11 protein-coding genes and 5 tRNA genes are annotated in these 17,015 nt (G+C 25.8%); all 16 read right to left on the reverse strand.

Translation table 11 applies throughout. The features are described from left to right. Positions 1-15: 15 nt before the first annotated feature. Positions 16-4,248, reverse strand: a complete 4,233-nt coding sequence (gene rpoC / locus H0H76_RS02125) for a DNA-directed RNA polymerase subunit beta' (protein ID WP_185855396.1) — start codon at positions 4,246-4,248, stop codon at positions 16-18. A 13-nt stretch (positions 4,249-4,261) separates the two neighbouring features. Beyond that, entirely contained in the window at positions 4,262-8,065 is a 3,804-nt protein-coding gene (gene rpoB / locus H0H76_RS02130; protein ID WP_238783865.1) for a DNA-directed RNA polymerase subunit beta, read from the reverse strand. Between the two features lie 73 nt (positions 8,066-8,138). Further along, positions 8,139-8,510: a 50S ribosomal protein L7/L12 gene (rplL, locus tag H0H76_RS02135; RefSeq protein WP_185855397.1), complete on the reverse strand. Its 372-nt coding sequence runs from the start codon at positions 8,508-8,510 to the stop codon at positions 8,139-8,141. Positions 8,511-8,558: 48 nt separating this feature from the next. After that, entirely contained in the window at positions 8,559-9,110 is a 552-nt protein-coding gene (rplJ, locus tag H0H76_RS02140; RefSeq protein ID WP_185855398.1) for a 50S ribosomal protein L10, read from the reverse strand. 5 nt (positions 9,111-9,115) lie between these two features. Next, positions 9,116-9,814, reverse strand: coding sequence for a 50S ribosomal protein L1 (gene rplA, locus H0H76_RS02145; protein ID WP_185855399.1), 699 nt, complete (start codon positions 9,812-9,814; stop codon positions 9,116-9,118). Positions 9,815-9,824: 10 nt separating this feature from the next. Then, positions 9,825-10,253, reverse strand: a complete 429-nt coding sequence (gene rplK, locus H0H76_RS02150) for a 50S ribosomal protein L11 (RefSeq protein ID WP_185855400.1) — start codon at positions 10,251-10,253, stop codon at positions 9,825-9,827. Between the two features lie 14 nt (positions 10,254-10,267). Then, positions 10,268-10,813, reverse strand: a complete 546-nt coding sequence (nusG, locus tag H0H76_RS02155) for a transcription termination/antitermination protein NusG (protein WP_185855401.1) — start codon at positions 10,811-10,813, stop codon at positions 10,268-10,270. 1 nt (position 10,814) lies between these two features. After that, complete coding sequence (secE, locus tag H0H76_RS02160; protein WP_185855402.1) at positions 10,815-11,000, reverse strand: preprotein translocase subunit SecE; 186 nt, start codon at positions 10,998-11,000, stop codon at positions 10,815-10,817. Positions 11,001-11,014: 14 nt separating this feature from the next. Next, positions 11,015-11,088: transfer RNA gene (locus H0H76_RS02165), tRNA-Trp, on the reverse strand. A 58-nt stretch (positions 11,089-11,146) separates the two neighbouring features. Beyond that, entirely contained in the window at positions 11,147-12,334 is a 1,188-nt protein-coding gene (tuf, locus tag H0H76_RS02170) for an elongation factor Tu (RefSeq protein WP_185855403.1), read from the reverse strand. Between the two features lie 36 nt (positions 12,335-12,370). Beyond that, positions 12,371-12,442, reverse strand: a tRNA-Thr gene (locus tag H0H76_RS02175). Between the two features lie 7 nt (positions 12,443-12,449). Then, positions 12,450-12,522 (reverse strand) — tRNA-Gly (locus H0H76_RS02180). A gap of 18 nt (positions 12,523-12,540) precedes the next feature. After that, positions 12,541-12,624: transfer RNA gene (locus tag H0H76_RS02185), tRNA-Tyr, on the reverse strand. Positions 12,625-12,636: 12 nt separating this feature from the next. Then, positions 12,637-12,710: transfer RNA gene (locus tag H0H76_RS02190), tRNA-Thr, on the reverse strand. An 89-nt stretch (positions 12,711-12,799) separates the two neighbouring features. Continuing rightward, positions 12,800-13,447, reverse strand: coding sequence for a lipoprotein signal peptidase (locus tag H0H76_RS02195; protein WP_185855404.1), 648 nt, complete (start codon positions 13,445-13,447; stop codon positions 12,800-12,802). 91 nt (positions 13,448-13,538) lie between these two features. Beyond that, positions 13,539-16,979, reverse strand: coding sequence for an isoleucine--tRNA ligase (gene ileS / locus H0H76_RS02200; RefSeq protein ID WP_185855405.1), 3,441 nt, complete (start codon positions 16,977-16,979; stop codon positions 13,539-13,541). Positions 16,980-17,015: the final 36 nt, after the last annotated feature.

The following is a 17,015-nucleotide window of genomic DNA, read 5'->3' on the forward strand; positions in this document are numbered from 1 at the left end:
TAAAAAAATTTAATTTTATAAAATTTCTGGATAAATATTTTCATATTCCTTTAATCCAGTACCTGCTGGAATTTTATGTCCTACAATTACATTTTCTTTTAGTCCATGTAATTCATCGGTCTTGCTACTAATAGCAGCTTCACTTAATACTTTAGTAGTTTCTTGAAATGATGCTGCAGATATAAAAGATTTTGTCTGTAATGCTGCTCTTGTTATTCCCTGTAATATTGGTCTTCCAGTAGCATATAATGCATCTCTAACTTTCATTAGTTTTTTATTATTATATTTCAATATTGTATTTTCATTTATAAAATTACTTTTACTTATAACATCTCCAATATTAAAAATAGTAGAATCTCCAGGAGATTCTACTACTTTCATTTGAAAAATTCTATCATTTTCTTCTATAAAATCATCTTTGTATTCAATGTTTCCTTCTAAAAATTTAGTATCTCCAACATCTATTACCTCAATTTTCCTCATCATCTGTAATACAATTATCTCAAAATGTTTATCATTGATTTTAACTCCTTGTAAACGATATACATCTTGTATTTCCCTTATTAAATATTCTTGAACTGATCTTGGTCCTTTTATATTTAGAATATCATTAGGAGTAACTGCTCCATCTGACAAAGCCATTCCTGCCTTTACGTAATCATTTTCTTGTACAAGAATTTGACTAGATAATTTTACTAAATATTTTCTAATTTCTCCTGTTTTAGATTCTACAATAATTTCTCTGTTTCCTCTTATTATTTTTCCATGACTAACTATTCCATCCATTTCTGAGACTACAGCTGGATTTGATGGATTTCGTGCTTCGAATAATTCAGATAATCTTGGTAGACCTCCAGTTATATCACCAGTTTTAGCAGTTTTTCTAGGAACTTTTACTAATATTTTTCCTTTATCTATTTTTTCTCCATCTTCTACCATTAAATGTGCTCCTACTGGTAAGTTATAAAATTTTAATTCATTATCACTTTCATCAACAATTTTTAACATTGGAACTATATTTTTATTTCTTACCTCTGTTATAACTTTTTCTTGAAATCCTGTTTGTTCATCTATTTCTATTTGATAAGATATACCTTGTTCTAAATATTGATAAGATATATATCCGGAAAATTCAGAAATAATTACTGCATTATATAAATCCCATTTGCAAATAAGATCTCCTTTTTTTAATTTACTTCCATTTTTAACGTATAATATTGCTCCATAAGGAATATTACTTATCATCAAAATAGATGATTTTTTTTCATCTAATAATTTCATCTCAGAAGTACGAGAAACTACTATTCCTAATCCTAATTCTATAGAATCGTCTTTTGTTTCTACAAATTTTAAATCATCAAATTCAATCCATCCATTATATCTTGCTTTTATTTGAGATGATTCTGTTATATTTACTGCTGTTCCTCCAACATGAAAAGTACGTAAAGTTAATTGTGTTCCAGGCTCTCCAATAGACTGAGCTGCAATTACTCCTACAGCTTCTCCTTTTTGTGCAATCATTCCTGTTGATAAATTTACCCCATAACATTTAGAACAAATACCTAATTTTGCTTCACATGTTAAAGGAGATCTAACTACTACCATTTCTATTCCAGAATTTTCAATAATATTACCTATTTTTTCATCTATAATTTCTCCAGAATTAATTATTACATTATTATTTTTTGGATTAAATATATCATTTAATGATGTTCTTCCTAAGATTCTTTCAAACAAGGTTTCTACTATTTCTTCATTTTTTTTTAATGCAAGCATTTCCAATCCTCGTAAAGTATTACAATCTTCTATTTTTATTATTACATCTTGTGCAGCATCTACTAATCTTCTTGTTAAATATCCTGCATCTGCTGTTTTCAATGCAGTATCAGCTAAACCTTTTCGTGCTCCATGAGTAGAAATAAAATATTCTAAAATTGACAAACCTTCCCTAAAATTAGACAAAATAGGATTTTCTATTATTTCTCCTCCGGAAGAACCAGTTTTTTGTGGTTTTGCCATTAAACCTCTCATTCCAGAAAGTTGACGTATTTGTTCTTTAGAACCTCTAGCTCCAGAATCTAGCATCATATATACTGGATTAAATCCTTTCCTATCTTCAGACATGTATCTCATAACTTTTTCAGTAAGTATAGAATTAGTATTTGTCCAAATATCAATTACCTGATTATATCGTTCATTATTAGTTATCAATCCCATATTATAATTTCCTTTAACTTGATCTACTTGTTTAATAGCATAATTTACCATATCTACTTTATTATCAGGGATAATTATATCCCCTAATCCAAATGATAATCCTCCTTTAAAAGCATTATAAAACCCTAATTCTTTTATATCATCTAAAAAATTAGATGTAGTTGGGACGTCTGTAAGATATAATATTCTACCTATTATATCTCTTAATGATTTTTTTGTAAGAGACTCATTTATATAACCTACTTTTTTAGGAACTACTTGATTAAACAAAACTCTGCCTACAGTTGTTTCAACTAACCTAGTAACAAATTTATTATCTTCTAATATATCTACCTTAACTTTTATAAGTGCATGTAAATTAACTATTTTTTGATTATATGCTATTACTACTTCTTCTGAAGAATAAAAAATCTTTCCTTCACCTTTTACATTATTATTTTCATCAGATAATAATGGTTTTGTCATATAATATAATCCTAATACCATGTCTTGAGAAGGAACTGTAATAGGTGATCCATTTGCAGGATTTAAAATATTTTGGGATGCTAACATTAACAATTGAGCTTCTAATATTGCTGCATTAGATAATGGTAAATGCACAGCCATTTGATCTCCATCAAAATCTGCATTAAAAGCAGAACAAACTAAAGGATGTAATTGAATAGCTTTTCCTTCTATTAATTTTGGTTGAAACGCTTGTATTCCTAATCTATGTAATGTAGGCGCTCTATTTAATAATACTGGATGTCCTCTTAAAACATTTTCTAAAATATCCCATATCATTTTATCTCTTTTATCAATAATTTTTTTTGCAGATTTTACTGTTTTTACTATTCCTCTTTCTATCAATTTTCTTATAATAAAAGGTTTATATAATTCAGCAGCCATATCTTTGGGTATTCCACACTCGTGTAATTTTAAATGTGGACCAACTACAATAACAGATCTTGCAGAATAATCTACTCTTTTACCAAGAAGATTTTGTCTAAATCTTCCTTGTTTTCCTTTCAAAGAATCTGATAAAGATTTTAATGGTCGATTTGCCTCAGATTTTACTGCTGATACTTTTCTTGAATTATCAAATAAAGAATCTACAGATTCTTGTAACATTCTTTTTTCATTTCTAAGAATTACTTCCGGAGCTTTAATTTCTATCAATCGTTTTAAACGATTATTTCTTATTAATACACGTCTATACAAATCAGTCATATCTGAAGCTGCATATCTTCCACCATCTAAAGGAACTAATGGTCTTAATTCTGGAGGAATTACAGATAATACATGAACCACCATATATGATGGATTACCTCCATTTTTTTTTCCTTCTCGGAAAGATTCTACTATTTTCAATCTTTTTAAAGCTTCTATTCTTCTTTGTTTTGATGTTTCATTCCTAGATTGATTCCTTAATTCAATAGATAAAGAATCCAAATCAATTCTATTTAATAAATCCTCTATACATTCAGCACCCATTTTAGCTATGAACTTACTTGGATCAGAATCTTCTAAAATTTGATTATCTTTTGGAAGTTGACTTAATATAGATACATATTCCTCTTCTGTTAAAAAATCTCCTTTTTTCAATTCAACACTACTTAAATTAACAGCTATTCCAATTTGAATTACTACATATCGTTCGTAATAAATAATCATTTCTAATTTTTTTGAGGGAATTCCTAATAAATACCCTATTTTATTAGGTGAAGATCTAAAACACCAAATATGTACTACAGGAACTACAAGATTAATATGACCCATTCGTTTTCTCCTAACTTTTTTTTCAGTCACTTCTACTCCACATCTATCACAAACAATTCCTTTATATCGTATTCTTTTATACTTGCCACAAGCACATTCGTAATCTTTTACTGGGCCAAAAATACGTTCACAAAATAAACCATCTCTTTCCGGTTTATGAGTTCTATAATTTATAGTTTCTGGTTTTAAAACTTCTCCATGAGATTCTTTTAATATAACCTCAGGAGAAGCTAATCTAATGGTAATTTTTCTAAACTTGATATGTTTATTCATTTTTTACGAAAATTCATTCCTCTAAATTAATATCTAATCCTAATCCTTTTAATTCATAACAAAGTACATTAAATGATTCAGGATTATTAGGCTCAGGTAAATCTATTCCTTTTACTATAGATTCATATGTTTTTGCTCTTCCTATTACATCGTCTGATTTAACAGTTAAAATTTCACGTAGGATGTTAGAGGCTCCAAATGCTTCTAGAGCCCAAACTTCCATTTCACCGAATCTTTGTCCTCCAAATTGTGCTTTACCTCCTAAAGGTTGTTGAGTAATTAATGAATAAGGACCTATAGATCTAGAATGCATTTTATCATCTACCATGTGCCCTAATTTTAATATGTATATAAATCCAACTGTAGCAGGTTGATCAAATCTTTCACCTGTTCCTCCATCAAACAAATAAGTAGTCCCAAATTTTGGAATTCCAGCTTTTTCTGTATATTTTGATATTTCTTTTATTGTTGCCCCGTCAAATATAGGTGTTGAAAACTTTACATTTAGTTTTTTTCCAGCCCATCCTAATACAGTTTCATATATTTGTCCAATATTCATTCTAGAAGGGACCCCCAATGGATTCAATACAATATCTACTGGACTTCCATCTTCTAAAAATGGCATATCTTCTTCTCTTAAAATTCTAGCTACTACTCCTTTATTCCCATGTCTACCTGCCATTTTATCCCCAACCTTTAACTTCCTTTTCTTTGCAACATAAACTTTTGCCATTTTGATAATTCCAGAAGGTAACTCATCTCCAACTGTAATAGAAAACTTTTTATGTTTAAAAATATTAGCGAGATTATTTACTGATAATTTATAATTATGTAAAATTTTATATATCAAATTATTTACATCATAATTTTCTGTCCAATTTTCTGTAGATATTTCTGTATAATCTATAATAGTATCAAAAAATTCTATATTAAATTTATCTCCTACTTTGATAATTTTTTTTCCTTTATTATTAAAAACATCATTATTACATGTATAGTTATTTAAAAGATAATTTAACTTTTTTATTAAAATACTTTTTAGATTTAGCAAATCTTTTTCATGTTTTTTTTCTAAATTTTCTATTTCATTTTTATCTTTTATTCTAGATTCTTTATTTTTTATACTTCTTGTAAATAATTTAGTATCTATTACTACTCCAAATAAAGAAGGATCTGCTCTTAAAGATGCATCTTTTACATTTCCTGCTTTATCTCCAAAAATAGCTCTTAATAATTTTTCTTCTGGAGTTGGATCTGACTCCCCTTTTGGAGTTATTTTACCAATAAGAATATCTCCAGGTTTTACTTCTGCACCTACACGAATAATTCCATTTTCATCTAAATCTTTTGTCGCATCTTCACTGACATTTGGAATATCATTAGTAAATTCTTCCATTCCTAATTTAGTATCTCTTACTTCTAAAGAATACTCATCTATATGTATAGATGTAAACCAATCTTGGTTTACTACTTTCTCAGATATTAAAACTGCATCTTCAAAATTAAATCCATTACAAGGAATAAAAGCTGCTTTTAAATTTCTTCCTAATGCTAATTCTCCATTTTCTGTTGCATACCCTTCACATAATACTTGATCTTTTTTAACTTTCATTCCTTGTTTAACAATGGGTTTCAAATTAATACATGTATTCTGATTTGTCTTTCTAAATTTTATAAGATTATAAACCTTTAAATCAGAATCAAAACTAACTAATGACTCTTCTTCTGTTCTATTATAATGAATTATTATCTTATTTGCATCTACATATTCTACTATTCCATTTTTTTCCGCATTAATTAAAATTCTAGAATCCATTGCTACTCTTTTTTCTAGTCCAGTTCCTACAATAGGGGCCTCAGGTTGTAATAATGGAACAGCTTGTCTCATCATATTAGAACCCATTAAAGCTCTATTAGCATCATCATGTTCTAAAAAAGGAATTAGAGAAGCTGAAATTGAAGCAATTTGATTAGGTGCTACATCTACATAATCTATTAGTTCAGGACTTACAACAGGAAAATCTCCATCTTTTCTAGATATAATCCTATTAGAAAAAAATTTTCCATGACCGTCAATTGCATTAGATTGTGCTATAATTTTCCCTTCTTCTTCCTCCGCACTTAAATACTTTACTTTATATTTTAAATCTACTTTATTATTTTTTACTATCCTATAAGGAGTTTCAACAAAACCCATATCGTTTATTTTTGCAAATACAGAAAGTGAAGAAATTAATCCTATATTTGGGCCTTCAGGAGTTTCTATAGGACATAATCTACCATAATGAGAATAATTTACATCCCTTACTTCAAAACCAGCTCTTTCTCTTGATAAACCACCAGGGCCTAATGCTGATAATCTTCTTTTATGAGTCATTTCAGATAAAGGATTAGTTTGATCCATAAATTGAGATAATTGATTAGTTCCAAAAAAAGTATTTATAACAGAAGAAAGAGTTTTAGCATTAATAAGATCTACTGGCATAAACACTTCATTATCACGAACATTCATTCTTTCTTTTATAGTTCTTGCCATTCTTGATAGTCCAATACTAAATTGAGTATATAATTGTTCACCCACAGTTCTTACTCGTCTATTAGATAAATGATCAATATCGTCTACTTCCCTTTTAGAATTTGATAATGCATTTAAATGTTCTACTATTGCAATTATATCTTTTTTTGTTAGAACTAAATGATTTGAATCAATACTCAGACCAAGTCTTTTATTTAAACGATATCTCCCTACAGGACCTAAACTATATCTAGTATCAGAAAAAAATAATTTATCTATAATTCCTTTAGCAGTTTCTTCATCAGGTGGTTCAGTATTTCTTAATTGTCTATAAATATATTCAACAGCTTCTTTTTCAGAATTTGTAGAATCTTTGTGTAAAGTATTGTAAATAATAGAGTAATCTTTCTTTATTCCACTTTTTTTATGTACAATAATACTTTTTATTTCTTGATTATTTAAAATATCTATATGTTCTTTTTGTAAAAGTACATTTCTATCTATAAGTATTTCATTCTTTTCTATTGAAATTACTTCTCCTGTATCTTCATCTACAAAATCTTCATGCCAAACTTTTAATATTCTTTCTGCTAGAGTCCTATCTAAAATGTTTTTATAATTATTTTTTGTAACCTTTATCTCATCTCCTAAATCAAATATTTCTAATATATCTTTATCCCTTTCATATCCTATAGCACGTAATAAAGTAGTCATAGGTAATTTTTTCTTACGATCTATATAAGCATACATTACGTTATTAATATCAGTAGCAAATTCTATCCAAGATCCTTTAAAAGGAATAATTCTAGCAGAATAAAGCTTAGTTCCATTTGAATGATGTGATTGACTAAAAAACACTCCTGGAGAACGATGCAATTGTGAAACAATAACTCTTTCTGATCCATTAAATATAAAAGTTCCAGATGGAGTCATATATGGATATGTTCCTAAATAAACATTTTGATAAACAGTTTCAAAATCTTCGTGGTCAGGATCAGTACAATATAACTTTAATTCCGCTTTTAAAGGGACACTATAAGTTAATCCTCTTTCAAGACATTCTCCTATAGAATATCTAGGAGAATCTATAGAATATCCTTTAAACTCTAAAACAAAAGAATTTCTCCCATCAGAAATTGGAAAATTTTCAGAAAAGGCTTTAAACAATCCTTCATTTTTTCTATTTTCCGATTTTGTTTCTAGTTGAAAAAACTCTTTAAAAGATTTAATTTGAATTTCTAAAAAATCAGGATATTCTTTCTTTTTTTCTACTGAAGCAAATGTAATTCTTTTTGTATTCACTAATATTAGTTTATTGTGGTAATTTAAAAAAATAACATAAATATTTTATTTCTTATATTGTTAATTTGAATTTTTACTTCAATTCTACCTCTGCACCAATTTCCTCAAATTTACTTTTTAAAACATCTGCTTCTTTTTTATCTACTGATTCCTTAATAATACTTGGTATTTTATCTACCAAATCTTTAGAATCTTTTAGGCCTTTTCCAGTTATTTCTTTAACTAATTTAACTACTGATAATTTAGAATTACCAGAAGATTTTAAAATTATATTAAATATACTCTTATTAATTTCTTTTTTAGATTTAGATTCTTTATTAATAGTATCAAGATTAACTAAATTTTGCTTAGGTATTATTCCATATTTTTCCTTTAAAACAGTTGATAATTCAGATACTTGTTTTACTGTTAAATTAACTAATTGTTCTGCTAATTTTTCTATCATATTTTTACTTGTTATTTATTACTCTTTATCCTCATTTATAAATTTAAATTATTTAGAAGACAAAACATTTAATATTTTGCATATTTTGTTTTCTGTATAATCTAACAAAGAAATTATAACACAATTCATTTGTTCTAATAACATATTTAAAATACTAATAATAATATCTTCTTTTGATTTAAGATTTATAAGAATATCTAAACTTTCTCTTCCAAAATAAAAGGTATCCTGTACATAAGCTGATTTTAAGTATGGTTTTTCAATATTTTCTTCATAATAAAATTTTTTTATGGTCATAGCTATAAATTTAGATACATCACTATTTGAAAATAATAAAGTTATATTTCCATTTAAAATAGATAATAAAGAAATAAATATATCTTTTTTTATTTTATTTATTTTTTCTATAGCGATTTTTAACATAGTATTTTTTGTCATTTTAATTCTAATATCATATTTATAAAAATCCTTTTTTAAAAAAAATACTTGATTAGAATTTAATCCGGAAACATCAATAAAATATATTACTTTATGATTAGATAATATATCTATTAAATTTAATACTTCTTTTTTCTTATTATTCCTATTATTATTATTCATAATATTTAAAAAAAACTTTTTGTATCTATAGATACTGAACAACTCATTGTTGTAGACAAAAAAATACTTTTTAAATAAGTTCCTTTTGAGTTATTAGGTTTACTACGAATAATTTTTTTCATAAATTCTTTAATATTATCTGATAAATAAGCATTAGAAAACGAAATTCTTCCTACAGAAGAATGAATTATTCCAAATTTATCCATTTTAAAAAAAATTCTACCTGATTTAATTTCTTTTATAATATTTTCTGGGACAATAGATATTGTATCCATTTTAACATTTGGTATTAAACCCTTAGGACCTAATATTTTTCCTAAAACAACTAATTTATTCATAATAGAGGGCATAGTTACAATTATATCTATATCAGTCCATCCAGATTTTATTTTTTCAATATAATTCATTCCTACATAATCAGCTCCAGCATTCATACATGCTGATTCTTTATCCTTTGATACAAATGCTAAAATACGAACTTTTTTACCAGTACTATGTGGCAAAAATACAGTTCCCATTATTATTTCTTTAGACGATTTATAATTTATTCCTAGATTAACAGAAATATCTAAAGATTCGTCAAATTTAACAAAACTTACTTTTTTTAAAATAGATAATGCATCTTCTAAAGAATATTTTTTACTATGAATTATATCTACAATTTTTTTTATACTTTTTTTATTCTTAGTTAATTTTTTAGACATATTAATTAAATTAACTTACTATTTCTATTCCAATTGATCTTGCAGTTCCAGACACCATAGAAATTGCAGATTCAATTGAAAAACAATTCAAATCTTCCATTTTATTTTCTGCAATATTTTTAATTTCGTCTAAACTTATTTTTCCAACTTTATAACGGTTAGATTCTTTTGATCCTTTTTCTTTTTTTATTTTTTTTAATAACATAGTAGTTACTGGAGGTTTTTTTATAAAAAAAGAAAAAGATTTATCTTCATATACTGTAATTACAACTGGACAAAGTTCCCCAACTCTGTTCTTAGTTTTTGAATTATATTGTTTGCAAAATTCCATTATATTAACACCAGAACTACCCAATATTGGTCCAATAGGTGGAGATGGATTAGCTTTCCCTCCATTTATATTTTTAATTTTTATTTTTTTTATTATATTTTTTTTCATTAAATATTTATAATTCAAATTTTTTCTATTTGTGTAAAATTCAATTCCAATGGAGTTTTTCTACCAAAAATTAACACAGATAATTCCAATTTTTTTTTTTCTTCATTTATTTTTTCAATTGTTCCATTAAATCCGTTAAATGGCCCATCTATAACTTTAATTGTTTCTCCTATAACATATGGAATATGTAAATTCTCATTTATTTCATAAAGTTTATCTATTTTTCCCAATATTTTATTAACTTCATCTTTTCTCATAGGAACAGGATATGTTGAATTTCCTTTTCTATCACTTAAAAAAGTAATAACTCCAGGTACATTTCGTATTTTATGATATGCATCTCCATCTAAATTAGCTTCAATCATAACATATCCAGGATAATGAACTTTATCCCTATAAATTTTTTTACCTTTTCTAATTTGCACCATTCTTTCTATAGGGACCAAAACTCTTCCTATATAATCCTGATATCCATTATTTTTAATTTCTTCTTCAATATAAGATTTTACCTTATTTTCTTTTCCACTAAGAATTTTTATAACATACCATTTTTTTTCCATATCATATAGAAAATAATTTTTTTATCATAAAAACAAAACATTTATCTATTACATACAAGAATATTGAAAAAAATATAGAAAAAACAAATACTAAAGTTGTAGTTTTTTGTAATTCTCTCCATTTTGTCCAACTTATGCAATAAAAAAATTCATTATACATTTCCAATAAAAAATCATTTATTTTCATATTTTTTATTTAAACACGGATGGTAAGGCTCGAACTTACGACCTTCGGTTTTGGAGACCGACACTCTACCAAACTGAGCTACATCCGTTTTATTTTTATTTTATATTATAATATAATATAATAAAAAATTAACTATTAAAATTTAACTAAATTATTATGGATATTACTTGCCCTGCTCCCACAGTTTTACCTCCTTCACGTATAGCAAAACGTAAATTTTCACTCAACGCAATAGGATAATGTAATTCTACTTCCATAGAAACATTATCACCTGGCATTACCATTTCTATTCCTTTTGATAAATGAATTTCACCTGTAACATCAGTAGTCCTCAAGTAAAATTGAGGACGATATTTATTATGAAATGGAGTATGCCTCCCACCTTCTTCTTTTGTTAAAATATAAACTTCTGCTTTAAACTTTTTATGAGATTTTACAGTACCTGGTTGAGAAATTACCATTCCTCTTCTAATATCTTTCTTTTCTATACCTCTTAATAAAAGCCCTACATTATCACCAGCTTGCCCTCTATCTAAAATTTTTCTAAACATTTCTACGCCAGTAATAGTAGATGATAACTTTTTTTCTCCCATTCCTATAATATCTACTGTATCACCAGTATTAATACATCCACTTTCTATACGCCCAGTTGCTACTGTACCTCTTCCTGTTATAGTAAATACATCTTCTACAGGCATCAAAAAAGATTTTTCTATATCTCTAATTGGATCAGGAATGTAATCATCTAAAACATTCATCAATTCTTTAATTTTTTCTATCCATTTTTCTTCTCCATTTAAAGCTCCTAAAGCAGATCCTCTTATAACCGGTATTTTATCTCCATCATATTCATATTTTGAAAGTAGTTCACGTATTTCCATTTCTACTAAATCCAATAACTCTTTATCTTCTACTTGATCTACTTTATTCATAAAAACAACTATTTTTGGAACTCCTACTTGTCGTGCTAATAGAATATGTTCTCTAGTTTGAGGCATTGGCCCATCTGTTGCTGCAACAACTAAAATAGCCCCGTCCATTTGTGCTGCACCTGTTATCATATTTTTAATATAATCTGCATGACCAGGACAATCCACATGTGCATAATGTCTTTTTACTGTTTCATATTCTACATGAGAAGTATTTATAGTTATACCTCTAGCTTTTTCTTCTGGAGCATTATCTATTGCATCAAAACTCTTTTCTTCAGCTAACCCAATTCCTGCTAATACTTTTGTTATAGCAGCAGTCAATGTAGTCTTTCCATGATCAACATGACCAGTTGTTCCTATATTTAAATGTGGTTTATCTCTCTTAAATTTTTCTTTTGCCATGATAAATTTATTAAAATATTGATTCCCTAAAAAAAAAGCCAACGACGGGACTTGAACCCGTGACCACTTTCTTACCAAGAAAGTACTCTTCCACTGAGCTACATTGGCACAATAGAGCGGAAGACGGGATTTGAACCCGCGACATTCAACTTGGAAGGCTGATGCTCTACCAACTGAGCTACTCCCGCTTTCTTATCTTAACATAATGGGGAGAGCAGGATTCGAACCTGCGAAGGCAATGCCAACAGATTTACAGTCTGTCCTCGTTAACCGAACTTGAGTATCTCCCCTCCCAAAAAAAAAGCCGGTGGTGGGATTCGAACCCACGACCCCGAGATTACAAATCACGTGCTCTGACCATCTGAGCTACGCCGGCTTATATTTAATTTGTAACAAACTATGAAAACCAGCATGATACAAATCTATAGAGATTTTTTATAATTCTCAAAAAAATAATAAAGTGTATTAAAAAACTTTTATATTTTTTATTTTATTTTTAAATATAAAAAATGAAAAAATACCAAAAAATATTACTATATCAGATAAATTAAATACAGATTGAAAAAATTTTAAACAATATTCACCAAAAAAAGGAAAATATTTAGGAATATTTTTATTAAAAATAGGAAAATAAAACATGTCTACAACACATCCTTCCATTATTGGTGCATAACCTTTATAATTATGAGTAAAAAAACTTATTTTTGATATTCCAGAATAAGGAATCCATTTTTGATATTTATCATTAAAAATTGTACCTTTATCAAATATTAATCCATATAAAATACAATCTAAAAAATTTCCTATTGCTCCTGATAAAACTAAACTACTAGGAATAATTAAAAAATTTGTTAATTTTTGTTTTATACATCTATAATGGATAAAAAATATAAAAATAATCAATAAAAAACGGATAACACTCAATAATATTTTTCCAGTATGTCCATTATAGATAGATAGTCCATATGCCATTCCTGGGTTTTCTACAAAATATATCCAAAAAAAAGGAAATATTTGTATACTAGTTCCTAATGAAAAATGAGTTTTTACATAAAATTTTAAAAAATGATCTATAAATAAAATGGAAAAAACAATTAAAAAAGTTTTCTTCAAATTCAAATAAATATTATTTTTTTTATTAAAAACTACAATATACCTAATATCACTTTATATATTACAATAATTTTATTACAAAAATATTATTTTATTTGTTTTTTTTTATTTGTAAATATGCTATTTCATTTTTATTAAGAAATATCTTTTTACCTTTTTTATTTTTACATAAAAAAATATTTAAAGAAAGAGTAGAATTGCAAATATTATTTATATTTTTTTTTATAATATTTTGTATTTTTTCAGAAGTTTTTATAAAAACTAATATTTTTTCAGTAATATAACAATGATTAAATTTCCTCAATGTTTGTATATTTCTTATAATTTCTCTAGTTATTCCCTCTTCTAAAAGTGTATCCGTAATACGGATATCCAAAGCAACAGTTAATTCTTTATCAATTAACATCTTCCAACCATGAACAGATTCTGTATTAATAATAACATCTTCTACAGAAATAGAAAATTGTTCTTTTTCTATAAAAATATTTATTTTTTTTTCATTTTCTATCTTTTCTATATCTTTATTTGTAAATTTTTTAATAATATCGGAAATTTTATTAGTTTTTTTTCCAAATTTAGGTCCTAATAATTTATAATTAGGCTTAATATATTTTATCAATTTCAATTCTTCTTCTTTCTTATAAGAAGAAAATTTTATTTCTTTAATATTAGCTTCTTTTAAAATTAAATAATATAACTTTTTAAGTTTAAAATCCTTTTTATTATTATCAAGAAAAACAAAAGCTTTTTGTAGTGGTTGACGAATTTTTATATTATTTTTTTTTCTAATAGAAAAAATCATAGCAACTATTTTTTGTATTAATAACATTCTATTTTCTAGATCACTATCAATAAATTTAATTTCTAATTTTGGAAAATTAGTTAAATGAATACTTTTTATTTTATTTTCATATGAAAATTTATTAAGATCTATATACATTCTATCTGAAAAAAATGGAATTATTGGAGAAGCTAGTTTAGCCATAACTATCAGGCATTTATAGACTATTTCATAAGCTAAATTTTTATCATTAGAATATTCTTTTTTCCAAAATCTTTTCCTACATAATCTTATATACCAATTACTTAACTTATCTAAAATAAAAGAATAAATTAAACGAGAAACCTTGTTTGGATTAAAATTTGAATAGTATTTATCTGATTTTTTTATAGTTGTATTTAATTCTGAAACAATCCATAAATCTAATTCAGTACAATCTTTTACAGTAAAATCTACATTATTATTTTTATTTACATAAAAACCATCTATGTTAGCATAAATAGCAAAAAAAGAATAAATATTATACCAAGTACTAAAAAACTTGTTTGTTATAGTACTAATTCCACTTATATCAAATTTTAAATTATCCCATGGATTAGAATTATTGAATATAATATACCAACGTATTGCATCCGGTCCATATTTTTCAATTAAATCAAAAGGATCTATAACATTTCCTTTACTTTTTGACATTTTTTGTCCATATTTATCTAAAATTAAACCAGTGGTTATAACATTTTTATATGATATATAATTACTTATCATACTACTAATAACATGTAAAGTAAAAAACCATCCTCTAGTTTGATCAATTCCTTCTGATATAAAATCCGAAGGATATAATATTTTTTTATCTATAAAATTTTTATTTTCAAATGGATAATGAAATTGTGCATATGTAACTGCTCCAGAATCAAACCATACATCTACTAAATCTAATTCCCTTTTCATTCGTTTACCTTTAGATGAAACTAAAATAATTTTATCTAAAAAATGTTTATGTAAATCTAAATTTTCATAGTTATCATTACTCATATCATCAACATTAAAATTATTTAATAGATTATAAGACATAAATCCATGATTTATAGATTTTTGTATTTCTAAAAATAATTCTTTTATAGACCCAATAACAATTTGTTCATCTCCATTATCAGTTCTCCAAATAGGTAATGGAGTCCCCCAATATCTAGTACGTGATAAATTCCAATCTTTTATATTTTTTAACCAAGATCCAAAACGTTTATTTCCTATAGTATCTGGATACCATTTTATTTTTTTATTTAAACAAATCATTTTTTCTTTAAATTCAGTAGTTTTTATAAACCAAGAATCTAAAGGATAATAAAGTATTGGTTTATCAGTCCTCCAACAATGAGGGTAATAATGAAAATATTTTTCTTTTTTAAATATTTTCCCTTCTTTTTCTAAAAAAAGAATAATATTTTCATCTACGGAAAAATTTTTATTTCCATTTTTATTTAAATTCCATTCATTTTTTATATATTTTCCACCGAATCCATTTGGAAATGTATCTAAAAATCTTCCTTGTAAATCAACTAATGGAACTAAATTATTTTTTTCATTTAATACTAACATTGGAGGAATATTATATTTCATGGAAATTATAAAATCTTCTGTACCAAAAGTTGGAGAAATATGTACTATTCCTGTCCCTTCTTCTACATTTACGTATTCACTTTCTATTATTTTAAAAGCATTACTAGCATTATAAAATGGTTTAAACCAAGGAATTAACTGCTCATATTTACTATCTATTAAATCTATTCCTTTAAATCTTTTTATTATCATATAAGGTATCTTCCCATTTTTATAAGAAAAATTATCTAAATCACTTTCATTATTAGTTATATAATACTTACTAGTATTCAATACTTTATTTATCAATTTATCAGAAAGAATAATACATTCCTTTAAACAATTATATATATTATAAATTTTTATTACAACGTAATTTATATCATATTTAACTGCTAAAGCTGTATTAGAAGGTAATGTCCAAGGTGTAGTTGTCCATACTAAAAAATAAATTTCTTCTAATATATTACTAAATTTTTTTGATAATGTAGTTTTTATAGATCTAAATTTTAAAAAAGGAGAAATTTGTTCTATTTTTTTATAAGTACCTGGCATATTTAATTCATGATAACTTAACCCTGTACCAGCTGCTGGAGAATAAGGTTGTATAGTATATCCCTTATAAATAAGATTATTATTGTATAATTTTTTAATTAACCACCATACACTTTCTATATATTTTGCATTACAAGTTATAAATGAATTTTCTATATCTATCCAATAACCTATTTTTTTTGTAAAAATTATCCATTTTTTTAAAGATTTTTTAACAAGGTTCTTACAAGACTTATTATATTCTTCTACACTAATCTTTTTGCCAATATCATCCTTAGTTATTCCTAGTTTTTTTTCTACAGCAAGTTCAACTGGAAGCCCATGAGTATCCCATCCTGCTCTTCTGAAAACTTTCTTTCCTTTAAGAGAATAATATCTACAAAAAATATCTTTAATAGTTCTAGTTAAAACATGATGAATTCCTGGATTACCATTTAAAGAGGGAGGGCCTTCATAAAGAACATAAAATTTTTCCTTGTTATCAGAAAAATTTTTTAAACTCGTTTCTATAATATTATGTTTTTCCCAGTGTTTAGTAATTTCTTTCGTGATCTTTATGAGATCCATTTTTTTATATTCTCTAAATCTTTTTGACATAATAATTTATTATTGTAATAATTAAATTTTTCTAAT

This window comes from Blattabacterium cuenoti (assembly GCF_014251275.1).
GTDB classification, from domain to species: Bacteria; Bacteroidota; Bacteroidia; order Flavobacteriales; family Blattabacteriaceae; genus Blattabacterium; species Blattabacterium cuenoti_AG.